We start from the raw sequence: 23,325 nt of genomic DNA on the forward strand, positions 1-23,325 counted from the left end.
GCCCGATGTCGCCACCGGGCCTCCCGTCATCCTGCCGATCGATCAGAAGAAGATGCCGTAGACCGCATCGACCACCAGTCCGCTGCGGACGTCGACGAGCAAGGCGTCGTCGTAATAGCGCACCCAGCGATACGGGCCGTAGGCTTCGGGCAGACGATAGACGAAGGGATCGTCGATCCAGTAGCTCTGCGAGAAGAGCAGCGGCGCCAGCGAGATGCCGATCGAGAAGCGGCGGTAGCCATAGCCCCAGCCCGACGGCGCGTAATAGCGCGGCAGGCGGAAGACACCGCGGTTGGCCGCGCGCTCACGCGCCCAGTCGTAGCGCCGATCGTTGCGCCAGCCCCGATCCCAATTATTACGGCCCCAATCGTTGCGGCGGTCGAAGCGGCCGCGCTGGTTCCAGCCCTGATCCCAGCCGCGCTGTTCGGTCCAGCGGCGGTCGATGTCCTGACGCCGCTGCCAGTCGCGCTGTTCGCGGTCGCGCCGCTGCCAATCCTGGCGTTCGCGGTCGCGGCGATCCTGATCGGCACGGTCCGGTCCGGGGCGGTTCCAGTCGGGGCGGGGACCCGGGTCGATCCCCGGTCCGGGCCGGCCCGGACGCTGCCAGTCGGGGCGGCGCTCCATGCCGGGATCGGGGCGATCCGGCCGCTGCCAGTCGGGGCGTTGCCCATCGGGGCCGGGGCGCCGATCCGGGCTGGGCGCAGGGCCTTGGCCGTCCGGGCCGCCGGGCCGGTCGCGGCGCCACTGCCCGCCATCGGGGCCGCCGGGGCGCTCGCCGCGCCATTGCGGGCGCTCGGTACGAATCTGGGCATCGACGCCGACCTCGGCCGACAGCGGCGGACGACCACCGTCGGGGCGCGGGCCACCCGGCGCCTGCCAGTCGCCACGACGGCCGGGACCGCCAGGGCCGCGCTCGCCCACCTCCTGCGCCTGCACCGCAACCGGCATCAGCATCGATGCAGCCAGCAACGCCTTAATCACGCTCTTCATGACGAACGTTCGTCCTTCCACTGCCGGCGCACGAGCCGGCCCCGATGATGACGTCGGAATGACACACCGGCGCTGTGCCGAAGCTGAATTGGTTCGTCAGCGTTGCGAAAGCTTGGGCCCGTGGCGGACCCGTTTCCCCTACCGCGCGGGCGGCGGCACCAGCGCGGGGACGACGCGGGCGGCGTCGGCGGGATCGATGCCGGGACGGGCGCCGGCGGGGATGGTTTCCTCACCCCGCGCGGCGCGGGCGGCGCGCTGGATCGCCTCGACCAGCCGGGGGTAGATGCCGCAGCGGCACAAGTTGCGGATCGCCGCCTTGATCGCCGCTTCGTCGGGGTCGGTGTCGCGCTTCAGCAGCACCGACGCCGCCATGATGATGCCGGGGATGCAGAATCCACATTGCGGCACATTGGCGGCGATGAAGGCGAGTTGCAGCGGGTGGTTTCGTTCGCGCGACAGCCCTTCGATCGTCGTGACGTAGCTGCCCTCGATCGACCCGATGGGAACGCGGCAGGACAACACTGCCCGGCCGTCGATATCGACGGTACAGGCACCGCAATCGCCGGTGCCGCAGCCATATTTGGTGCCGCTTAGGTTCGATGCGTCGCGCAGCGCCCACAGCAGCGGCGTTGCGGGGTCGAGCCGATATTCGACCGGCTGGTTGTTGACCGTGAGGCGCGACATGAAAGCCCCATAAGCGAAACGCGGCGTTTCGATCCACAGCGATTGCGGACGGGTCGGCGTGCGGCGATCTTGTCGGCATGACGCTTCCGACGCTGTTCGTGCCGCATGGCGGTGGTCCGTGCTTCTTCATGGACCCGCATGGCGGCCCGCCCGACCCGATGTGGCGGCCGATGCAGGCGTATCTTGCCGGGTTGATCGCGTCGCTGCCCGAACGGCCGCGTGCGATTCTGATGGTATCGGGGCATTGGGAGACGCCCGATCTGACCGTGCATGTCGGCGAGCGACCCGGGTTGCTGTTCGACTATTACGGCTTTCCCGACCACACCTATCATTTGCGTTGGGATGCACCCGGGGCGGTCGATGTGGCACGGGCGGCGGCAGACACGTTGCGCGCGGCAGGGCATGCCGTCGGCGAAGAGGCACAGCGCGGCTGGGATCATGGCGTCTTCATCCCGATGATGGTCGCCAACCCTGACGCCGACATCCCGCTCGCCCAGCTGTCGCTGCGGGCCGATCTGGACCCCGCCGCGCATATCGCGATCGGGCGGGCACTGGCGCCGTTGCGCGATGCGGGGGTGCTGATCGTCGGATCGGGGATGAGCTTCCACAATCTGCGTGCGCGCGGGCCTGCGGTGACGCCGGTCGCGCGCGAATGGGACGATGCGCTGGTCGCCACCGTGACCGATCCCGATCCCGCGCGGCGTGCGGTGCGGGTGGCAGCGTGGGAGACGCTGCCGCACGCCCGGTTCGCGCACCCCGAGGCCGAGCATCTGCTGCCGCTGATGGTCGCGCTAGGGGCGGGTGCGGACGATGCGGCGCTCTGCGACTATCGCGACGTGGTGATGGGCTGGGCGGTGTCGGGGTTTCGATTCGGGTGACGGGTATGCCGGGGGTCGGTGGTGCGGCTTGCCAGCGATGGCGGCGGGCGCCTATGCGCTGGGGATCATAATCTTCCCCAGGAGAGGCTGCCAGTCCCATGGCCATGCATGTCGACACAACCCAAGCCGCGGCCCGCGGCGATGCCGCGCACGGCTATGACGCGCCCGATCTGCGCATCTTCGTCATCGCGCTGTTCTTCATCTTCGGCGGTATCACCAGCCTCAACGACATCATCATCCCGAAGCTGAAGGAGCTGTTCACGCTCGACCATGCGACGTCGATGCTGGTCCAGTCGGCGTTCTTCCTGGCCTATGCGCTGTTCTCGCTGCCGGCGGCGGCGATCGTGCGCAAGGCGGGCTATATGCGCACCGCGTCGATCGGCCTCGTCACGATGATGGTCGGCTGCCTGCTGTTCATCCCGGCGGCGCAGAGCGCGACCTTCGCGATGTTCCTGGTTGCGCTGTTCGTGCTGGGTGCGGGCATCACGATCGTTCAGGTCGTCGCCAACCCGCTGATCTCGCTGCTCGGCAAGCCGGAAACGGCGTCGAGCCGCCTGACCTTCGCGCAGGCGTTCAACTCGCTGGGCACCACGATCTTCCCGCGCGTCGGCTCGTCGCTGATCCTCGGCGGGCTCGCCAGCGTCAGCGCGGCGTCGCTCAGCGGCGCGGCACTGGTAACGTACCGTCAGGAAGCGTCGCAGGCGATCGTCCATACCTATCTGGGCCTCGCGGTCGCGCTGCTGGTGATCGCCGCCGTCGTGTGGACGCGTCGCAACCGCCTGAAGGAAGAACAGGACCAGACGGGCAGCATCTTCCACGCCTTCACCCTGCTGAAGCGCCCGCGCTTCGCGATGGGAGCCGCGTGCATCTTCCTGTACGTCGGTGCGGAAGTCGCGATCGGGTCGGTCATCGTGCTGTATCTGATGCAGGCGTCGGTGTTCGGCATCGGCGATCAGGCCGCGGGCAATTATGTGCCCTATTATTGGGGCGGGGCGCTGGTCGGCCGCTTCATCGGATCGTGGGTGCTGACCCGCGTCGCGCCGGGCAAGGTGCTCGCCTCCGTGGCGACGGGCGCGATCGCGCTGATCCTGATTTCGGCGAACACCACCGGCGCGCTGTCGGGCTATGCGCTGCTGGCGATCGGCCTGATGAATTCGATCATGTTCCCGACGATCTTCAGCCTTGCCAGCGAAGGCCTGGGCAAGCGCGCCGCGGAAGGATCGGGCGTCATCGCCACCGCGATTGTCGGCGGCGCGATCATCCCGCCGCTGACGGGCAAGATCGCCGATGTCACCGGATCGATGCAGTTTTCGCTGACGCTGCCGGCGATCTGCTACGCGATCATCCTCGCCTACGGCCTGTACGCGCGCCGTTCGGCAGTGACGGCCTGAGCTACAGGCCGAGGCTCGCGATCTCCGCGGGCGTGAAGCCGAGATCGGCGAGCGTGGCGGCATCGGCCCGCTCGCTCGCCAGCGCAGGGGCCACGGTGGCGCTCGCCGAGTAGCGTGGGGCGGGGGCGGGCTGGATCACGCCGCCCGCCTCGACCAGCGTCTCCCGCGCGACATTGTGCGGGTGGGTGGTGGCTTCGTCGAAGTCGAGAACAGGAGCCACGCACGCCTCGCTGCCAGCGAAGGCCTCCACCCAAGCGTCGCGCGACCTGGTCCGGAAGACGGCCGCCAGACCATCGCGCATCGCCGGCCACGCGGAGGGATCGAGCTGGCGGTCCCACAGCGGATCGCTGAGGCCGAGAACTCGGCGGAGCGCGGCGTAGAAGGCCGGCTCGATCGCGCCGACCGCGATCCATTTGCCATCCTGCGTTTCGTACGTGTCGTAGAAGGGGGCGCCGCCGTCGAGCAGGTTGGTGCCGCGCGTGTCGCTCCACCGGCCCATGCCGCGGAAGCCCCAGATCATGCTCATCAGCAGTGCCGATCCGTCGGTCATCGCGGCGTCGACGACCTGTCCTTCGCCGCTGCGTTGCGCGTGGAGCAGCGCGGCGAGCATACCAAACGCCAGCATCATGCCGCCGCCGCCAAAATCGCCGACCATGTTGATCGGCGCCGTCGGCTTGTCGCCGGCGCGCCCGAAGGCGTGGAGCGCGCCGGAGATGGCGATATAGTCGATGTCGTGGCCAGGGTCGGCGGCAAGGGGGCCGGTCTGTCCCCAGCCGGTCATGCGGCCGTAGACGAGGCGCGGATTGTCGTTCAGCAGCACGTCGGGGCCGAGGCCCAGCCGCTCCATCACGCCGGGGCGGTAGCCTTCGATCAGGCCATCGGCGCTCGCGACGATGCGGCGGACCGCGGCGATGCCCTGCGGCGTCTTGAGATCGATCGCGATGGAGCGACGCGAGCGCAGCAGTGGGTCCTTGGCCGGATCGCTGAACCCAGGTTGATGCCCGCGATCGATGCGGATCACTTCCGCCCCATGGTCGGCGAGCATCATGCCGCAGAACGGGCCGGGACCGATCCCCGCCATCTCGACGATGCGCAGCCCGGTGAGTGGTGGTGGCGCCATGGGTCCTCTCCCTCTGTTTCGGGGGAGGGTAAGCAGCGCGACGAGCAAGCACAACAAATGTTATGCCAGGGGCGCGAGGCGTCCTCACCCATGCAATGCCCCACTTCCGTCACCCCGGACTCGATCCGAGGACCCGCTATGTCTGCGCGGACCAAGAAGCGGGACCCCGGCTCAAGGCCGGGGTGACGATGGGAGGTGGCGGACCGGCGAACCCCTAGGCGCCCCTCGCGAGGTCCTCAGAACGCCGCGATGCCGGTGATTGCGCGACCCAGGATCAGCGCGTGGACGTCGTGCGCGCCTTCGTAGGTGTTGACCGTCTCCAGGTTCATCGCGTGGCGCATGACCTGATATTCGCCGCTGATGCCGTTGCCGCCGTGCATGTCGCGCGCCATCCGGGCGATATCGAGCGCCTTGCCGACGTTGTTGCGCTTGACGATCGAGACCATCTCGGGTGCGAACCGCCCCTCGTCCATCAGGCGACCGACGCGCAGCGAGGCTTGCAGGCCGAGTGCGATCTCGGTCTCCATGTCGGCAAGCTTCTTCTGATAGAGCTGGCGGCCGGCGAGCGGCGTACCGAACTGCTTGCGGTCGAGGCCGTATTGGCGGGCGGCGTGGAAGCAGAATTCCGCCGCGCCCAATGCGCCCCAGCTGATGCCGTAGCGCGCGCGATTGAGGCAGCCGAACGGACCCTTCAGCCCCTCGACGTTGGGCAGCAGGGCGTCGTCGCCGACCTCGACATCCTCCATCACGATGCCGCCGGTGATCGAGGCGCGTAAGGAGAGCTTGCCCTCGATCTTCGGCGCGGACAGGCCCTTCAATCCCTTGGTGAGGATGAAGCCGCGGATTGCGCCGCCGTGTGCGTCGCTCTTCGCCCAGACGACGAAGACGTCGGCGATCGGGCTGTTCGAAATCCAGGTCTTGGCGCCGTTGAGGACATAGCCGCCGTCCACCTTGCGCGCCCGCGTCGTCATGCCGCCGGGATCGGAGCCGGCATCGGGTTCGGTCAGGCCGAAGCAGCCGATATATTCGCCGCTCGCGAGCTTGGGCAGGAAGGCGTGGCGCTGTTCCTCCGAACCGTAGGCGTAGATCGGGTACATCACGAGGCTCGACTGGACGCTCATCATCGAGCGGTAGCCCGAGTCGATCCGCTCGACCTCGCGCGCGACCAAGCCATAGGCGACGTAGCTGGCGCCGACGCCGCCATATTCTTCCGGGACGGTCGGGCCGAGCAGCCCCAGTTCACCCATTTCGCGGAAGATCGCAGGGTCGGTATGTTCGTGCTGGAACGCCTCGACGATACGGGGGGCGAGGCGATCCTGCGCATAGGCGCGTGCGGTGTCGCGGATCATCCGCTCGTCTTCGCTCAACTGCTCGTCGAGCAGGAAGGGATCCGCCCAGTCGAACTTGCCCATGCCGGCCATCGCATCGTCTCCTTTTGAAGAGCCGGTACGGGAGGATGCGGGAGGGGGCAAGGGGGCAGCCCATTCATCCCGTCACCCCGGAACACGTCCGAGGTGACGAGGGAGGTGTGGCGAGCGGCGGTTACAGGCCGAAGCGCAGCGTCACGCGGATGTCGCGGCCGGCGAGCGGCGCGAAGTCCTTCAGGAAGCTCGAATGGCGGCGCGCCACGACATCGAAGATGTTGTTCGCCGACAGCAGCAGGCTGGTCTTGCTGTCCTGCCCGAACGGACGGATCGAGGCGCTGGCGTTGACCATCGTATAGCCCGGCGTGCGCGTTTCGAAGGCGGCGAGGCGATTTTGCGGGAAGACGTGTTCCGCCTCGATGCGGCCACCCAGCCGGTCGCCCTGCGCTTCCAGCCCGCCGAGGACACGGGCCGGCGGGATGCGGGGCACGGGGCCGACGTCGACGATATTGGCGTGGACGTAATCGCCGAGTAGGTCGGCGTTGATCGTGTATTGGCCGATGCGCGCGAGGCGGACCGAGGCGTCGGCCTCGAACCCGTAATAGCGCGCGTCGCCCTGCTGATACTGGAAGCAGGGCAGACCCGACAGGTCGTCGGTGCGGGCGAGGCAGACGGCGGGGTCGACGCGGTTTTCCGAAATGTAGTTGGTGAACCAGTTGTAATAGGCCGAGGCGTCGAGGCTGAAGCCGTCGCCGTGCGCGTGCAGCGTCGCCTCTAGGCCCCAGCTCTTTTCCAGGCTGAAGTTCGGGTTGCCGAGCTCATAGGCCTGGGTGCCGGCGTGCGGGCCGTTGGCCAGCAACTCCTCCGCCGAGGGCGCACGTTCGGTGCGGGACCCATTGAGGCCGATGCGCACCCCATCGGCGATCGCATAGGACGCACCGATCGAGCCGGACAGCGCCTCGAAATGGCGCTTGCCCCCGAAGAAGCGATCGTTGCCCACCGGCACGCGGCCGGCGACGTCGGTCAGCTCGTAGCGCAGGCCGCCCTCGGCGCGGAACGGGCCGTTGGCATATTGTTGCAGCGTGAAGAAGCCGGTCTGGTTGGTCTCGTTCTTGGGCAGGAAGGCTTCGTCGCCGACGACGTTGAAGATGCGGTTGAAATATTGAACGCCGCTGGCGCCCTGCCAGCCGCCGCGATTGGCCTGGACCAGCTCGAGACGCCCTTCGAGGCCCTTGTTGTAGAAGGCAGTGCCGACGCTGCCGTCCTCCTCCAGTTCGAAGTGGCGGTAGTTCGCCTGGCCGGCGCGGACGCGGATCTTCTCGAGGACGCTGCCGCCGGTCTGCACCTCGCCGCGCAGGTCGACGCGGTTCTGGACGACGGAGAGGCGCGGGGCTTCCTGTTCCTGACCCACCGCGGTCGCGTAGCGGATGGGGACGCCGTACAGGCTGTCATAATGGCTGTACGACACGCCCAGATTGCCGGTGTCGGTGATGATCGATGCGCCGGCACCCGCGGTCCACGTCTCCGACGCCGAATTGGGCAGGCGGTTCCGCAGCGCGGCCGAGGCGGCGAAGTCGATCGGTTCGTCGGTATCCTGCGGCAGGCCGACCTGGCTGAGTGCGGCGGCACGGGCGGCGGGAGAGAGGATGTAGCCGCGGCCGGTGCGCAGGTCGTTCGATTTCAGGTACGATCCGTCGGCGTGCAGCACGATGTTCTTGGTGACCGCGACATCGCCCGCAGCGCCGCCCGACCGCTCGGTCGCCGCCGAGCCGTAGGCAGCGATGCCGTTTAGGCGGTAGCCGTTTTCGGGCACGGTGCGCGGAATGCGCGTGTCGATGACGTTGACGACGCCGCCGACCGCGGACGATCCGAACAGCAAGGCGGACGGGCCGCGCAGCACCTCGACCCGCTCGGCGAGCAGCGGATCGATGATGACGGCATGGTCGACGCTGGTGTTGCTGACGTCGATCGCGCCGATACCGTCGGTCAGCACGCGGATCCGGTCGCCCTGGAAGCCGCGCAGGATGGGGCGCGAGGCGCTGGGGCCGAACGAGGTCGCGGACACGCCGGGCTGGCGGGCGAGCGTTTCGCCGATCGTCGGGCGCAATTCGCGGGTCAGCTGCTCGCCCGACAGGACGGTGGTGCCCTGCAATACGTCGCGCTCGCTCTGCGGTACGGCAGCGGTGACGATGATGTCCTTGCCCTGCGGTGCGGCTTCGGGGGCGCCGGTCTGGGCGAAGGCGGGACTGGCGAGCAGGCTGGCGCCGGCGAGCAGGAAGGTGCGCATGGATACTCCGCGTAAGAACAGGCCCGGACCCGGGCGTTGTGCAACTGCGAAGCGTCTGTGCGACGTGATACGTTATATCAAGATGAAATCGGTGTGGCGGTGCGGTTACGTCAGCACTATGGCCCCGATGCTACAGGCTGGTGCGAACGTTGAGCAGCTCGGGGAAGAATCGCTGTTCCACCACGCGCGTCAGATAGGGGACGCCCGCGGTGCCGCCGGTGCCGGTTTTGAAGCCGATGACGCGCTCCACCGTCTTCAGATGGCCGAACCGCCACAGCTGCACGTGATATTCGAGGTCCACCAGCTTTTCGGCGAGTGCGTACAGATCCCAATGGTCGTTGGGATGGCCGTAGATCGTCGCCCAGCAGGCTTCGACGTCGGGCGACGGGGGGACGCTTTGGGCAAAGTCGCGCTCCAGCCGGTCGGCGGGGATCGGCAGGCCGCGGCGCGCGAGCAGGCGCAACGCCTCGTCATACAGGCTGGGGCGGGCGAGTTCGTCGGACAGGCGGGCGCGGACGTCGCCTTCGTCGAACACGTCGACCATCGCCGGATTGCGATTGCCCATCACGAATTCCAGGCTGCGATATTGGTCGGACTGGAAGCCCGAGCTCGACCCCAATTTGCCGCGCATCGCGGCGTAATCGGCGGGGGTCATCGTCGCCAGCACCTCCCACGACTGGATCAGCTGCGCCTGGATGCGGCTGACCCGTGCCATCATCTTGAGCGCCGCCGCGACGTCATCCGCAGCGATCCGCCGCCGCGCCTCGCCCAATTCGTGCAGGCACAATTTCATCCAGAGTTCGGACGCCTGGTGGATGGTGATGAACAACAGTTCGTCATGGACGCCGCTCAACGGGCTCTGCACGTCGAGCAGTTCGGGCAGGCGCAGATAGCTGCGATAGGTGATCGTCATGGCGAGAGCGTAGCGCAGCCTGACTCAGGCTTCCAGCAACACCAGCAGCTCCAGCCGGGTGCCGTGTGCGTCCCGACGCACCGCCAAGTCGGCGACCAGCCGGCCGGGCGCGGAGACCTCCTCCTCCGGCAAGGCCGCGAACCAGGCGGTCGCGTCGCCATCAACCGTCACCGCCATGGTCAGGCGATAGCCAACGAAGGTGGCGCTGGACCAGGGCGTTTCCGAAAAGTCACTAAAAGTCGCACCGACGCCATAGTTTCGCGCACTGCGTTCCAAGGATTTCAACAGCCTGGCATGCGGGTCGTGGCCACGGCTCATGCGCGCCGCTCCGCCATGAAGCGTTCGATGCGATGTTCCAGATCCTGGCCGACGATCCGGCCGCGCATCATGTCGGTCACGAGCCGGGGATCGTTGACCGTCCGCCGCCCGAACTCGCTGCGCGACATCTTGGTTACGCGCAGATAGCGATCGATCTTCAACAGCAGGCACATCCATCTCCCTCCCGAGTCCGCGAGTCATGTTCCTCATATGTTCTCATTGTCGCGTCTTGTCTAGGAAATTTTCCTACGCTAGTGTTGCGCCGTGGAGCAGGACGATCCGAGGGGGCGATTGAAGGCCCTGGCCGAGGCGCGGGGCGACAGCCTGGCGGCGCTGTCGGCGATGATCGGGCGCAACGCCGCCTATTTGCAGCAGTTCGTAACGCGCGGGTCGCCGCGACGGTTGGCGGACGACGACCGGCTGCGGTTGGCAACCTATTTCGGCGTGGACGAGGATGTGCTCGGCGGGCCGCAGCCGCGGCGGGCGTTCACGGTGCCGCGGCTGGACGTGGCGGCGTCGGCGGGGCCGGGTGCGCTGGTCGACAGCGAGATCGTGCTGGGGGCCGAGGCGCTCGATCCGGCGCTCGCCGCGCGACTGGGCCTGCGCGAGGGGCTGACGGGAATCGTGCGGGTGCGCGGCGATTCGATGGAGCCGGGGCTGATCGACGGCGACCTGATCGTGGTCGACCGGGCGCGGCGATCACCGGATGCGACGGGCGCGGTGTTCGTGCTGCGCGTCGACGATGCGGTGATGGTGAAGCGCGTGGCGCGCGGGCGGGGCGGGGTGACGATCAGCAGCGACAATCCGTCCGCGCCGCCGGTGCCCGAGGGGACGGTCGAGGTGATCGGCCGCGTCGTCTGGCTGATGCGCGCGCCGCGTTAGCGCTGTCGGTCGCGCAGCCAGACCGCGACGGCACCGGCAGCGCCGATCGCCAGTCCTGCCAGGAAGCCGATCGTCACCTGTCCCTGCATCAGCCCGATGGCGGTGCCGCCGATCGAGCAGAGGGCGATCAGGATGCCGCCCGCGGCGGAAGGAGGAGTGTCGGCCATGGTCGAGCCCTGCCACGTCCCGCGCCGGGACGCCAGCGTCCCCGCTCGGGACAGGCGGGACGGCAGGCCGCACAGGCATTTACCATCGGACGCGGCAGGCGCGCGCCAATCCGCCGACATTGGCACGGCGATTGTAGATACGACCGGTGCCGCGTTCGCTTGAGGAGTTTTTCGCTTATGGTCGCTTTGTATGTCGTCGATGCGCAACAGGTCGCCGAGGCGGCCGAGCTGATCGCGACGTTCGGCGATCATGCCCCGGTGGAGGCCGCGATCCGCGCGGGCCATATGCGCGACATCGGCAACCACGTGCATTTCTGCCGCTGGCGTCAGACCGAGCGGCTGGTGGAGCTGCTGGCGTCGGACGAGGTGGTCGGTACGGTCCACTGAGGGCGGGCCGCGCGGGATTCGGGCTGCCGGCGCATGACGTCATCCGCCCGACAGTGTTTTGTCATGTGGGCGCTGCGATCCTCAGCAGATGGAGCAGCGCAAGGACAGGTGGCGGACGCCGTTGAGCTTGGGGAGCGCCGCCGTGGGTTTCGCCATCGCGCGGCTGGCGTTCAATAACGTCTGCCTTATCAAGCGGCATGACCTTATCCTGTTGGCGGCCGTGACGGCGCCGTCGATTGTGCTCGATGTCTATCGGCTGGTACGCCAGCGCTGGCCCGTAACAGCCAAATAGCATCGCCGGCGTGTGGGCGGGGGTACGTGCGAACGCAGGAGCACAAGCCCGGCGAGACGCCGTCTCATGGGCTGCGCAACTCTGGGCTTCGGCGTCTGCATGCGTCCGGCCGGTTCCTCGCTGCGTCGGGTCGATCGGGATTCGCGCCGGTGTGGGACTTTTGCGCCGGGGCGCCGCGCGCTAGGACAGGCGCATGGTGTCGCGTTGGGGGTGGTTCGGGCTAGGCGCGACTGCCGCGTTCCTTGTTGCCGGATCGGCTGCGGCGCAGACCTTGCCCGCGGGGGATACGGCGCGTCCACCATCCGCGCCCACAACCGACGGTGGCGTGTCGCTCGATCCCAACGCCCCGCTCGCGGCATTGCCCGATATCGGGGTCGCGTGGCCCGAGTTGAAGCCCGACGCGACCGAGGCGGCCGCGACGCAGGCGACCGATGCGGCGGGCGAGCGGCGCTATGGCTGGCGGATCGAGGGGATCGATAGCGCCGCGACGCCGCTGCTGCGCCGCCGGTTCGAGGAATTGTCGACGCTGGCGGAGAATGACGGCAGCGCCGCCAATGCCGCGCAGCTCGACCGGCGTGCGCGCGAGGACGGCGACCTGCTGCGCACGTTGCTGCGCGGCGAGGGCTATTATGATGCGCGCGTCACGACGCGGATCGAACCGGGCGCCAAGCCGCAGGTCGTGCTCGCGGCCGAGCCGGGGACGCTCTATCGCTTCACCACGGTGACACTGGGCGGCGTCGGCGCGGCGGGGGACAAGGCGCCGGTGCTCGACAAGGCCTTCGGGGTGAAGGCGGACGACCCGGTCAACGCCGACGCGATCGTTGCGGGCACGACGCAATTGCGCGCGAAGGCGGGGCAGGCGGGCTTTCCCTTCGCCGACATCGGCGAGCCGCAGATCGTGGTGGATCATGCGACCAAGACCGCGACGCTCGACCTTGCCGTCGCGACCGGCAACGCGCGGCGGTTCGGGCGGATCGTCGCACTGCCCGGCAATCGGGTGTTCGACGCGGACCATGTGCAGGAGATTGCGCGCTTCCAGCCCGGGGATGCGTATAACGCCGCGTCGCTCGACGATCTGAAGCGCGCGCTGATCCAGACGGGCCTGGTGTCCTCCGTCGAGGTGAAGCCGATCGCGGACGCCGATCCGGGCACGGTCGATATCGGCGTCAAGATGGAGCCGGCGCCGCCGCGCACGATCGCGGGCGAGCTGGGTTATGGCACGGGCGAAGGCGCGCGCGCCGAAATCAGCTGGACGCACCGCAACCTGTTCCCGCCCGAAGGCGCGCTGACGCTGCGCAGCGTGCTGGGCACGCAGGAGCAATTGGGCAACATCGTCTTCCGCCGCAGCAATGTCGGCGGGCGCGACCGGGTGCTGACGCTGCAGGCCGCCGCCGCCCATACGGTGCGTGACGCCTATGACGCGAAGACGTTCACGCTGGCCGGCAGCCTGGAGCGGCAGACGACGATCTTCTTCCAGAAGGCGTGGACCTGGTCGCTGGGCGGCGAACTCATTGCGTCGGACGAGCGCGACGTGATCGCGGCGACGGGTGAGCCGCGACGGCGCACCTTCTTTATCGGCGCGGTGCCGACCAGCCTGAATTACGACGGGTCGGACGATCTGCTCAATCCGACGCGCGGCTTTCGCATCGGCGGGCGGTTCAGCCCGGAAGTGTCATTGCAGGGCAATGTCTTCGGCTATGCGCGGATGCAGCTGGATGCCAGCGCCTACCAGCCCGTCCATAGCGGCGTGGTGCTGGCGGAGCGCATCCGGCTGGGGTCGATCCTGGGCGCGCCGCGCGATCAGATCGCGCCGTCGCGGCGCTTTTATGCGGGTGGCGGCGCGTCGGTGCGCGGATACGGCTTTCAGGCGATCGGCCCGCGCGACGTCAACAACGATCCCATCGGCGGGCGCAGCCTGGCCGAGTTCTCGATCGAGACGCGGGTGAAGACGTTCGGCAATTTCGGCATCGTGCCGTTCCTCGACGGCGGTACGGTCTACACCACCGCCTTCCCGGGGTTGGGCGATTTCCAATACGGCGCGGGCGTCGGCGTGCGCTATTATTCGAACTTCGGGCCGATCCGCCTAGACGTCGGCACGCCGCTGAACCCCAAGCCGGGCGACAGCCGCATCGCCGTCTACGTATCGCTGGGGCAGGCGTTTTGAGGCGCGCCTTGCGCTGGCTGGGGCTGGGCATCGCTGCGCTGGTGGCGGTGTTCGTCGCTGCGCTGGCATTGGTCGACACCGGCATCGGCCATCGCTGGGTCACGGAGCGGATCGCGACCGTGCGCACCGCCAACGGGCTGCGCTTTGCGATCGGGCGGATCGACGGGTCGCTGTATGGCCGGGCGCGGCTGACCGACGTGCGCGTCTACGACCTCGACGGACTGTTGCTGCAGGCGCCATCGGTCGATCTCGATTGGCGGCCCTGGGCATGGGTGCGGCATCGGCTGGTGATCCGGCGGCTGGCGGTGGGGCAGGCGGTGCTGTTCCACGCACCACACACGCGGGCAAACCCGCAGCGCGGACCGATCCTGCCGGATTTCGATATCGCGATCGACGATCTGCGCGTTGATCGGCTGATGCTGGCAAAGCCGGTGTTGGGGACGCCGCGGGTCGGGCGGATTGCGGGGCGGGCGGATATCCGCGACGGACGGGCCCTTGTGCGGCTGGGCGCGGTGGTCGCGGGGACCGATCGGCTGGCGGTGCGCATCGATGCGGCGCCGGATCGCGACCGGTTCGATATCGATGTGCGCGCAGCCGGCGCCGCGACCGGCGTGCTGGCGCGCGCCCTCGGCGTGCGGCGGGCGGTGCGGCTGGACGTCGACGGTAAGGGCAGCTGGACGCACTGGCGTGGGCGCGCGATCGGGCGGATCGGTACGGCACGGGCAGTCGACCTCGCGCTAGCCACGGATGCCGGGCGCTATACGCTGGGGGGCGAGGTGGCGACGGCGGGATGGACCAGCGCGGTCGTCCAGCGGCTGACCAGCCCGCGCGTGCGGATCGCGGGCTCGGCGACCTTCGCCGACCGACGGCTCGACGGCACGCTATCGCTCCGCAGCACGGCGCTGGCGATGACGACGACCGGGGTGATCGATCTCGGCACATCGGCCTGGCGCAACGTGCGGATCGAGGCGAGACTGTTGCGGCCCGCCGCGGTGATCCCGACGATGAGCGGCAGCGGCGTCGTGCTTCGCGCGGTGGTGGATGGCGGGTTCCGGACCGCGCTGTTCGACTATCGCCTGCGCGCCGACCAGCTGGCGATCGACCGGACCGGCATGCGCGGGGTGCGGCTGGCGGGCAGCGGACGGTTGGGCGGCCGTGTGCTGACGATGCCGACGCGCTTCGTCGCGGCGGAGGTGACGGGCGTGGGCGACGTCGCGGGCGGCATCCTGCGCAACCTCAGCCTCGACGGGCCGGTGCGGCTGACGGGATCGCTGCTGACCGCGGATGCGCTGCGGCTGCGATCGGACAAGCTCGACGGGCGGATCATGGTGTCGCTGGACCTCGCGACCGGGCGATACGAGGCGGGGCTGAACGGGACGCTCGGGCGGCTGTACATCAAGGGGCTGGGCGTCGTGGACGTCCGATCCGACCTGCGCGTGGTGCCGGGGCCGGGCGGCAAGGGCATGCGGATCGTCGGGCGTGGCACGGCACAGGTCGTGCGGCTCGACAATGGCTTCCTGCGCACGCTGACCGGTGGTTTGCCGCGCGTCGTCGCGTCGCTGGAACGCGCGCCCGACGGCACGATCCGCTTTGCCGATCTGGTGCTGACGTCGCCGCTGCTGACGTTGCGGGGCAGCGGCTATCGCCGCAACGACGAGACGTTCCATATCGACGCGACCGGGCGGCACGCGCGCTACGGCCCGGTGACGATGCTGCGGCTGGACGGAAAGATCGACCGGCCGACGCTCGATATCGTCTTCGCGGCGCCCAATGCGACGATGGGGCTGAGCCAGGTGCGACTGCACCTCGACCCGACGCCGACTGGCTTCAACGTTCAGGCGCAGGGCGGATCGCGGCTGGGGCCATTCGCGGGAACGGGGCGCATCCTGTTGCTGCCGCCGGGCGTCGACGACGTGCTGTTTGTCGACCGGCTGGCGGTGAGCGGCACGGTTGCATCGGGTCGGCTCGCGATGCCGCCGGGCGGGTTCGAGGGCACGCTGACCGTGGCGGGCGGCGGCCTGTCGGGTGCGTTGCGCTTCCACCCGGTGGGCACGGTGCAGCAGATCGTGATGAGCCTGGATGCGGCCAATGCGCAGCTGGCGGGCGCGACGCTGCGGCGCGGGCATCTGGAGGCGACGCTGCTGCTCGATCCGGCGGGCGCGTCGATCGACGCGACCGCATCGGGGCAGGGGCTGCGGCAGGGGCGGCTGAGCCTCGCGCGCTTTGCGGGGAATGCGAAGCTGCGCGGCGGCACGGGCGAGATCCGCGCGTCGATCGCCGGGTCGCGCGGCCGCGCGTTCGATGTACAGACCGTGATCGTGGTGGCGCCGGATCGCTATACCGTGTCGGCGCAGGGCACGCTCGACCGCCGGCCGCTGAAATTGCTCGAACCCGCGATCGTCACGCGCGATGGCGACGGGTGGCAGCTGGCGCCCACCAAGCTCGCCTTCGCGGGTGGTGAGGGCAGCCTGGCGGGGCGGTTCGCCGACACGGCGCTGGCGGTGGATGCCAGCCTGACGCGCATGCCGCTCGCGATCCTCGACATCGGTTTCCCGCGGCTGGGGCTGGGCGGCACCGCGTCGGGGCGGATCGTCTATGCCAGCCGGGCGGGCGAGGCACCGACCGGGCGGATCGACCTGACGCTGCGCGGGCTGAGCCGTGCGGGCCTCGTCCTCGCCTCGCGGCCGATCGACGTCGGGCTGGCGGGCGTGCTGTCCGCCGACCGGCTGGGCTTGCGCGCGGTGATGGCATCGGGCGGGCGCACCATCGGGCGGGCGCAGGCGCTGCTCAAGCCGCTGGGGGCGGGCGACCTCGCCAGCCGTATCGCCGCCGCGCCGCTGATCGCGCAGCTGCGCTATCAGGGCCCAGCGGACACGCTATGGCGGCTGACCGGCGTCGAGCTGTTCGATTTGTCCGGTCCCGTCGCGATCGGCGCGGACGTCAGCGGGCGGATCGGTGCGCCGGTGATCCGCGGCGTGTTGCAGGCCAATGGCGCGCGGATCGAAAGCGCCGCGACCGGCACCGTGCTGACCAACGTCGTCGCCAGCGGCAAGTTCGGGGGATCGCAATTGCAGATCGATCGCTTCGCTGCCGATGCGGGCAAGGGCGGGCGCGTGACCGGTGTCGGCACGTTCGATTTCGGCGCGGCGCGCGGCGTGGGCGTCGACGTGCGGTTGCAGGCGGATCGCGCGGTGATGATCAACCGCGACGATTTCGGCGCGACCGTCACCGGGCCGCTGACCTTCTTGTCCAAGGGCGTCGGTGGTCAGATCGCGGGTAATGTCCTGCTCGACCGCAGCCGTTATCGCCTGGGGCAGGCGAGCGCCGCCACCGCCGTGCCGCGGCTCAACATCCGCGAGATCAACCTGCCTGACGGCGGCGAAGAGGACGAGGCGCCGCCATCGCCCTGGACGCTGGCGATCAAGGCGAAAGCGCCCGACAAGATGATCGTGAGCGGCCTGGGCCTGTCGAGCGAATGGTCCGCCGACCTGTCGATCGCGGGCGAGCCGGGCAATCCGGCGATCACCGGCCAGGCGACGCTGGTCCGCGGCGACTACGAATTCGCCGGCCGCAAGTTCGAGCTGCGCCGCGGCATCATCCGCTTCGGCGGCGAGGTGCCAGCCAATCCCGCGCTGGATATCGAGGCGAATGCCGACAGCACGGGCCTGAGCGCCTCGATCCGCGTCACCGGCACCGCGCTGAAGCCCGAGATCAGCTTCACCAGCGTGCCGGCGCTGCCGCAGGATGAATTGCTCTCGCGCCTGCTGTTCGGCACGTCGATCACCAAGCTGTCCGCACCCGAGGCGTTGCAGCTCGCCGCGGCGGTGGCGGCGTTGCAGGACGGCGGCAACGGCCTCAACCCGATCAACGCGGTACGGCGCGCGGCGGGGCTCGATCGTTTGCGCATTCTGCCCGCCGATCCGCAGACCGGGCAGGGCACGTCGATCGCCGCGGGCAAGTTCGTGACGCGGCGGCTGTATGCAGAGATCGTCACCGACGGGCAGGGCTATTCGGCGACGCGGCTGGAATATCAGGTCACGCGCTGGCTCTCGCTGCTGTCCAGCATCTCCACCTTGGGCCGGCAAAGCGCGAACGTGCGCGTGTCGAAGGATTATTAACCCGCCGCCAGCGGTTCCGCTGAGCGCCATCGTCGGCTAGGGCCTGTCCATGTCCGACGCATCTGCCCCGTCGCCGCGTTCCCGCCGCTGGACGCTTTACCGCCTGCGCGCGCTGCTGCGATCGCGCGGGCCGACCAGCGTGCGCTTCCGGCGGCGGATCGCGGTGATCACCGGGGCGATCCTGATCGGCATCGTCGCGGTGCTGTTCGCCGAAGCGGCCGATTATACGGGACTGGTGTTCAGCGCCTATGCGCGTACCTGGCACTGGCTGCCGCTCGTCACGACGCCGCTGGGCTTCATGGCGCTCGTCTGGCTGACGCGGCGGTTCGTACCGCTGGCGCGTGGTTCGGGTATCCCGCAGGTGATGGCGGCGCAGACCGACCCGACCGCGGCGATGGGCGGGCTGATCGCGGTGAAGACGGTGCTGGGCAAGGTCGTGCTGACCATGGCGGCGATCCTGTGCGGCGCGAGCGTCGGGCGCGAAGGGCCGACGGTGCAGATCGCCGCGGCGGTGATGGGGATCAGTCACCGCGTGCTGCGCGTGCCGTTGAAGGGCGCGGTGGTGATCGCGGGCGGCGCGGCGGGTGTCGCGGCGGCGTTCAACACGCCGCTGGCGGGCGTGATGTTCGCGATCGAGGAACTGGCCGCCGCCTATGAGCAGAAGGTGACGCTGCTGGTCCTGTCGGCGATCGTTATCGCCGGCCTCGTCGCGCAGAGCCTGGCGGGCGACTATATCTATTTTGGCGCGATCGGCGCGCATATGCCGACCGCGAGCGCGCTGATCGTCGTGCCGGTCGCGGGCGTCTTCGGCGGACTGGCCGGCGGGCTGTTCTCACGCGTGCTGCTGGGGCTCGCCAGCGGGCCGGGCCGCGTAACGCGCTGGACGAAGGCGAACCCGGTGCTGTTCGCCGGCATCTGCGGCGTCCTCGTCGCGGTTCTGGGCGTGTTCTCGGCCGGGCTGACCTGGGGCACCGGCTATTCCGCGGCGCGGGCGATGATCATCGGCGTCGATGCACCCTTGTGGTTCGGGCCGGCGAAGGCGCTGGCGACGACGGCGACCGCGGTCGCGGGGCTGCCCGGCGGCATCTTCGCACCCAGTCTGGCGGTAGGGGCGGGCGTCGGCAATCTGTTGCACGCAGTGTTCCCGAACGATCCGGCGGGCGCGGTCGTGATCCTCGGCATGGTCGCCTATTTCGCGGGCGTCGTGCGTGCGCCGCTGACCGCGGTGATCATCCTGTCGGAAACGACGGTCAGCCGCGGGCTGCTGCTGCCGATGTTCGCCACCGCCTTCATCGCCGACTGGGCGAGCCAGCTGGTGTGCCGCGAGAAGCTGTACCACGGGCTGTCGCAGACGTTTCGGTAAGGCGCGCGACCACCAGCCCGTCCTCGTCATTCCCGCGCAGGCGGGAATCCAGATGCGCTACCGTTTCGATTCTGTCGCTGACGTTAGAGGTTATGGATTCCCGCCTTCGCGGGAATGACGGGGTGAGTTCGGTTTAGCGCAGTGCGCGCACCTCGGGCGTGTCGAGGCAGCGCATCATGTCGGCCGATTGCATCGCGCGGCCGGTCTGCGGCGGGGTGTAGACGGGTATGTCGAACGGCTTGCCGAGCCCTTCCGCCGTAAAGCCGCTGCCACCCGTGCAGCGCATCGCCGCCGCCAGCATTTTGGGCGGCGTGTCATAGCCTTCGTAGGACAGGCGGAACGTGCCCCAATGGATCGCCATCGATCGCGCCGCGCCCAGGCGCTGGTGGATGAGCGCCGCCTCTGCGGGGCCGACATGGCTGCCCGACGACATCTGGCCGGGCGCGAAGCGGAAGGCGCCGATCGGGATCATCGCGAAGCGGATCGGGCCGTAGGTCGCGGCCTCCGCCGGCCACAGGCCGTCGCCGAATCCGGTATCGCCCGCGAAGAAAATGTTGCCGCCGCTGGGCAGCGTGACGACGAAGCTGGACCAGAGCGCGCGGTTGCGATCGGTGAACCAGCGGCTGCCCCAATGGTGGTTGCGCGTCACGAACACGCGCGCGCGGTCGCCGGGGCACCAGCTGTCCGGGTCACAGCGGATGTCGCTGCTGGTGTCCTGGATGCCGGAGGCGGTGAGCGTCGCATTGCCGCCCCAGTCGAGTGCGGTCGCCTTCGCGCCAGTCTGGCCGATAACGCTGTCGTTGCCCAGGCTGGTGACGATCGCGGGGTGATCGCGATCCCACAACCGCTTCAGCGTCGCCTGATCGAGGTGGTCGTAATGGTTGTGGCTGACCAGCACGAGATCGATCTTCGGCAGATCGTCGAACCGGATGCCGGGTGCCGCGACGCGCTGTGGACCGAAGCCGAACGGGCCGGCGCGCTCCGCATAGATGGGGTCGGTGAGGATGTTGAGGCCGTGCGTCTGGATGAGGACGCTGGCGTGGCCGATCCACGTCACGACCATGCGATCGCCGTCGATCAGCGCTGCGGGGCGGGACGGTGTGACCGCCACGCTCTTCGGCCATTCGGGACGCCCGTCGTTGCCGGTCAGGTAACGCCAGAAGAAGCCGGTGCGGCTGCCGCCCGTGGGCATGCGCATCGTGTCCTGATCGCCATCGGGATTGAAGAAGCGCTGCCCGTCGTAATGGTCGCTTTCGTCGCCTTCGTAATAGATGCGGTCGAGGAAGCGCGGGACGATCGTCACGGTGAGGCCGAATGCGATGACGAGCGCCAAGATGATGCCGCCGATGATCTTCAGTGCCAGCGCCACGGCAGCCCCTTTGGAGATTGATGCGGGTGAACGCCGCGGAGGTGCCGTGGGTTCAATGGCGCGTCAATCGCGGGTGGGCGTGGGGAGGGGACTTGTGCAGGCCGCGCGCTCGGCTAGCATCCCGCCGCAAAGGGGATGGATATGCGTCGGATCGCGTTGGGTTTTCTGCTGGCGAGCGCCGTGCTTGCAACGCCGGCTGTCGCGCGTCGGGTGACGGTCGAAGAGGTGCCGCTGGAGCAGGTGCAGGCGCTGATGACCGCGGGCAAGGCGACGAGCGTCGAGGTGACGCGCGCCTATCTCGACCGGATCGCCGCGCTGGATCGCAAGGGGCCGGCGCTACGCAGCGTCATCGCGATCAATCCCGACGCGTTGGCGCAGGCGAAGGCCTTGGATGCCGAACGCAAGGCGGGGCGTATCCGGGGGCCGCTGCATGGCGTGCCGGTGCTGATCAAGGACAATGTCGAAACCGCCGATCGGATGGCGACGACCGCAGGCAGCCTGGCGCTGAAGGACAATGTCACCGGGCGCGACGCGCCGGTGGTGGCGCGGCTGCGCGCGGCGGGCGCGGTGATCCTTGGCAAGACGAACCTGAGCGAATGGGCGAATATCCGCTCGACGCACGCGATGAGCGGGTGGAGCGCGGTCGGCGGGCTGGTGAAAAACCCCTATGCGCTGGATCGTACCGCGTGCGGATCCTCGTCCGGATCGGGCGCGGCGGTGGCGGCGAGCTTCGCCGCGGCGGCGGTGGGGACGGAAACCGACGGGTCGGTCGTGTGCCCGTCATCGATCAACGGCCTTGTCGGGTTGAAGCCGTCGATCGGCCTCGTCAGTCGCACGCATGTGGTGCCGATCAGCCATTCGCAGGACACGCCCGGGCCGATGGCGCGCAGCGTGCGCGACGTGGCGGTGCTGTTTTCGGCGATGGTCGGGCCCGATCCCGCCGATCCGGTGACGGCGGGCGCGGTTCCGCGGGACTATGCGGCGGGGCTGTCGGTCAGTGCGCTGTCGGGGATGCGCGTGGGTGTCATTCGGCCGAAGGACATGCCCGCGGACCTCGCCGCGCGCTACGACGCGGCGCTGGCCGTGCTGACCGCGGCGGGCGCGGTGCTGGTGCCGGTGACGCCGCCCAAGCTCGATGGGGTGGGCGATGCCGAATTCATGGTGCTGAAGACCGAACTGAAGGCTGACCTGAACGCGTATCTCGCGACGACGCCGTCGGCGGTGACGGCGCGCGACCTCAACCAGTTGATCGCCTTCAATCGCGATCATGCGGCGCAGGAAATGCCGTTCTTCGGGCAGGAGATTTTCGAGATGGCGGCGCAGACCAAAGGCCTGCGCGATCCCGAATATGTGGCGGCGCGGGCGAAATCGGTGAAGGCGGCGAGCGGTGCGATCGACGGGATGCTGGCGGCGGCGGGCGCACAGATACTGGTCGAGCCGACCTATGCCGAGGCGTGGCTGAGCGATCCCGTGTATGGCGATCAATATAACGGACCGTCGTCGTCGGAGCTGCCGGCGATCGCCGGTTATCCCAATCTCACCGTGCCGATGGGGCTGGTGAGGGGGCTGCCGGTGGGCTTGTCGTTCATCGCGACGAAGAACGCCGAGGCGACGGTGCTGGGCGCTGGCTATGCTTACGAGCAGCGGGCGAAGGCGCGCGTGGCGCCGAGCTATCTCGCGCAGGCGGATGTGGGGGCGGGGCTGGAAGGGAGTCGCTGAGGTCCCGCACCCACCTTCACCCCGCGGGTGAGGTGGATTAGGCGCGGAAACGCTTCTCCAGGCGCCACTGCCACAGCATCAGCAGCGGCACGGCGCCCAGCTCCATTGCGAAGCCGAACACATGCCCCGCGGACGGTGCGCCGACCGCGACCAGCGATATGATCCGGCTGAGGCCGCCTGCCACCACCAGCGCGCCCAGCAGGCGGAAGCGCGGGCCCTTGCGCTCGATCCCGGGGATGCACGTCGCGAATGCGATACCGACGGCGAAGAAGATGCCGGAGATGTAGCGGAAATGGCTGTCGAGATCGGTCGGGATCACCGGGGGATGGCCGAGAAAGCCGGGCCCCCGCGCCACGCTCCAGCCGCCGACCGACAGCGGGACGAGACAGGCGAGCGCCACCACGATTTGTAGCGCACGGCGCTCCATCGCGGGGCTCACGACAGGATTTCCTTTCGCACGTGGATGGCGCGGAGCGACACGCGCACCTCCCACATGAAGGCGGCGAGGCAGCAGGTGAGCAGCGTCACCGCGACAATGAAGCAGAAGGCGATGCCGGTGCCGATATGCAGCCGCGCGATATTGGCGACGAACAGCATCGCAATGACGATGCACGCCATCACCGCGCTTAACACTGCGAGGAACAGCGCCGCGTTGATGATCGACATGCGCTCGTCGAGCAGTTTCAATTCCCAGATGTCACGTTGCTGATCGCGGCCGCTTTCAGCGATAACCCGTTCTTCCAGCACGCGGGCGCGATCGATGACGCGGGCGAGGCGGCCGGCGAGCACGTTCAGGATCTGTCCGATCGCCGCCAGCATGAAGACGGGGGCGAGCGACAGCTGGATCGTCTGCGCGATCGTGGACACCTGGAGCAACGTGGGCATGGCACCATCATATCCGGGACGGCGCCGCGTGAAA

Annotated in this window: 21 protein-coding genes; 9 read left to right on the top strand and 12 right to left on the bottom strand. The window is 68.9% G+C overall.

The window, feature by feature from the left end:
* Positions 1-42: 42 nt before the first annotated feature.
* A complete protein-coding gene (locus ACP7A3_RS18745; RefSeq protein ID WP_426256885.1) occupies positions 43-990 on the bottom strand; it encodes an RcnB family protein in 948 nt (315 codons plus the stop codon).
* Between the two features lie 138 nt (positions 991-1,128).
* Positions 1,129-1,674 (bottom strand): (2Fe-2S)-binding protein, encoded by a 546-nt coding sequence (locus tag ACP7A3_RS18750; RefSeq protein ID WP_147035494.1) that lies wholly within the window; start codon positions 1,672-1,674, stop codon positions 1,129-1,131.
* Positions 1,675-1,751: 77 nt separating this feature from the next.
* Between ACP7A3_RS18750 and ACP7A3_RS18755 the strand changes: the two genes are divergently transcribed.
* Together ACP7A3_RS18755 and ACP7A3_RS18760 are read left to right on the top strand one after the other, a co-directional pair.
* Complete coding sequence (locus ACP7A3_RS18755; RefSeq protein ID WP_426256884.1) at positions 1,752-2,552, top strand: DODA-type extradiol aromatic ring-opening family dioxygenase; 801 nt, start codon at positions 1,752-1,754, stop codon at positions 2,550-2,552.
* 98 nt (positions 2,553-2,650) lie between these two features.
* On the top strand, positions 2,651-3,943 hold the full coding sequence (locus ACP7A3_RS18760) for a sugar MFS transporter (protein ID WP_426256883.1): 1,293 nt from the start codon (positions 2,651-2,653) through the stop codon (positions 3,941-3,943).
* 1 nt (position 3,944) lies between these two features.
* Here ACP7A3_RS18760 and ACP7A3_RS18765 read toward each other — a convergent pair whose 3' ends face one another.
* The 6 genes from ACP7A3_RS18765 to ACP7A3_RS18790 all read right to left on the bottom strand — a co-directional run bounded on the left by ACP7A3_RS18765 (position 3,945) and on the right by ACP7A3_RS18790 (position 10,118).
* Complete coding sequence (locus ACP7A3_RS18765) at positions 3,945-5,063, bottom strand: CaiB/BaiF CoA transferase family protein (protein WP_426256882.1); 1,119 nt, start codon at positions 5,061-5,063, stop codon at positions 3,945-3,947.
* A gap of 236 nt (positions 5,064-5,299) precedes the next feature.
* Positions 5,300-6,484 carry an acyl-CoA dehydrogenase gene (locus tag ACP7A3_RS18770; protein ID WP_426256881.1) on the bottom strand — a complete coding sequence of 395 codons (1,185 nt, stop codon included), beginning with the start codon at positions 6,482-6,484 and terminating at the stop codon, positions 5,300-5,302.
* 121 nt (positions 6,485-6,605) lie between these two features.
* Positions 6,606-8,714, bottom strand: a complete 2,109-nt coding sequence (locus ACP7A3_RS18775) for a TonB-dependent receptor (RefSeq protein ID WP_426256880.1) — start codon at positions 8,712-8,714, stop codon at positions 6,606-6,608.
* A 130-nt stretch (positions 8,715-8,844) separates the two neighbouring features.
* Positions 8,845-9,627, bottom strand: a complete 783-nt coding sequence (locus tag ACP7A3_RS18780) for a tryptophan 2,3-dioxygenase (protein WP_426256879.1) — start codon at positions 9,625-9,627, stop codon at positions 8,845-8,847.
* Between the two features lie 24 nt (positions 9,628-9,651).
* Positions 9,652-9,945: a hypothetical protein gene (locus ACP7A3_RS18785; RefSeq protein WP_426256878.1), complete on the bottom strand. Its 294-nt coding sequence runs from the start codon at positions 9,943-9,945 to the stop codon at positions 9,652-9,654.
* Positions 9,942-10,118, bottom strand: coding sequence for a hypothetical protein (locus ACP7A3_RS18790; protein ID WP_167509714.1), 177 nt, complete (start codon positions 10,116-10,118; stop codon positions 9,942-9,944). The genes ACP7A3_RS18785 and ACP7A3_RS18790 overlap by 4 nt, the downstream gene beginning before the upstream one ends.
* Before the next feature lie 118 nt (positions 10,119-10,236).
* Here ACP7A3_RS18790 and ACP7A3_RS18795 point away from each other — a divergent pair, with 118 nt between their 5' ends.
* Positions 10,237-10,827 (top strand): S24 family peptidase, encoded by a 591-nt coding sequence (locus ACP7A3_RS18795; RefSeq protein ID WP_426256877.1) that lies wholly within the window; start codon positions 10,237-10,239, stop codon positions 10,825-10,827.
* On the opposite strand, the gene ACP7A3_RS18800 is transcribed toward ACP7A3_RS18795, so the two are convergent.
* Positions 10,824-10,994, bottom strand: coding sequence for a hypothetical protein (locus tag ACP7A3_RS18800; protein WP_017977893.1), 171 nt, complete (start codon positions 10,992-10,994; stop codon positions 10,824-10,826). The two genes, ACP7A3_RS18795 and ACP7A3_RS18800, sit on opposite strands and share 4 nt — an antisense overlap.
* A 177-nt stretch (positions 10,995-11,171) precedes the next feature.
* Between ACP7A3_RS18800 and ACP7A3_RS18805 the strand changes: the two genes are divergently transcribed.
* The 5 genes from ACP7A3_RS18805 to ACP7A3_RS18825 all read left to right on the top strand — a co-directional run bounded on the left by ACP7A3_RS18805 (position 11,172) and on the right by ACP7A3_RS18825 (position 19,318).
* Entirely contained in the window at positions 11,172-11,381 is a 210-nt protein-coding gene (locus ACP7A3_RS18805) for a hypothetical protein (protein ID WP_043059437.1), read from the top strand.
* Positions 11,382-11,523: 142 nt separating this feature from the next.
* Positions 11,524-11,673 (top strand): hypothetical protein, encoded by a 150-nt coding sequence (locus tag ACP7A3_RS18810; RefSeq protein WP_156021399.1) that lies wholly within the window; start codon positions 11,524-11,526, stop codon positions 11,671-11,673.
* A gap of 193 nt (positions 11,674-11,866) precedes the next feature.
* Positions 11,867-13,837, top strand: coding sequence for an autotransporter assembly complex protein TamA (locus tag ACP7A3_RS18815; protein ID WP_426256876.1), 1,971 nt, complete (start codon positions 11,867-11,869; stop codon positions 13,835-13,837).
* An 8-nt stretch (positions 13,838-13,845) separates the two neighbouring features.
* Positions 13,846-17,955 (top strand): translocation/assembly module TamB domain-containing protein, encoded by a 4,110-nt coding sequence (locus ACP7A3_RS18820; RefSeq protein WP_426256913.1) that lies wholly within the window; start codon positions 13,846-13,848, stop codon positions 17,953-17,955.
* A 49-nt stretch (positions 17,956-18,004) separates the two neighbouring features.
* Positions 18,005-19,318, top strand: coding sequence for a chloride channel protein (locus tag ACP7A3_RS18825; protein ID WP_426256875.1), 1,314 nt, complete (start codon positions 18,005-18,007; stop codon positions 19,316-19,318).
* Between the two features lie 133 nt (positions 19,319-19,451).
* On the opposite strand, the gene ACP7A3_RS18830 is transcribed toward ACP7A3_RS18825, so the two are convergent.
* Positions 19,452-20,687: an MBL fold metallo-hydrolase gene (locus tag ACP7A3_RS18830; RefSeq protein ID WP_426256874.1), complete on the bottom strand. Its 1,236-nt coding sequence runs from the start codon at positions 20,685-20,687 to the stop codon at positions 19,452-19,454.
* Positions 20,688-20,822: 135 nt separating this feature from the next.
* On the opposite strand from ACP7A3_RS18830, the gene ACP7A3_RS18835 reads away from it, so the two are divergent.
* Positions 20,823-22,406 carry an amidase gene (locus ACP7A3_RS18835; protein ID WP_426256873.1) on the top strand — a complete coding sequence of 528 codons (1,584 nt, stop codon included), beginning with the start codon at positions 20,823-20,825 and terminating at the stop codon, positions 22,404-22,406.
* 37 nt (positions 22,407-22,443) lie between these two features.
* Here ACP7A3_RS18835 and ACP7A3_RS18840 read toward each other — a convergent pair whose 3' ends face one another.
* A complete protein-coding gene (locus tag ACP7A3_RS18840) occupies positions 22,444-22,845 on the bottom strand; it encodes a DUF4345 domain-containing protein (protein ID WP_426256872.1) in 402 nt (133 codons plus the stop codon).
* Positions 22,842-23,291 (bottom strand): DUF2721 domain-containing protein, encoded by a 450-nt coding sequence (locus ACP7A3_RS18845; RefSeq protein ID WP_017977902.1) that lies wholly within the window; start codon positions 23,289-23,291, stop codon positions 22,842-22,844. The genes ACP7A3_RS18840 and ACP7A3_RS18845 overlap by 4 nt, the downstream gene beginning before the upstream one ends.
* Positions 23,292-23,325 lie beyond the last annotated feature (34 nt).

This window comes from Sphingomonas sp. DC5200-1 (genome assembly GCF_049897245.1).
Classification (GTDB): Bacteria; Pseudomonadota; Alphaproteobacteria; order Sphingomonadales; family Sphingomonadaceae; genus Sphingomonas; species Sphingomonas aquatilis.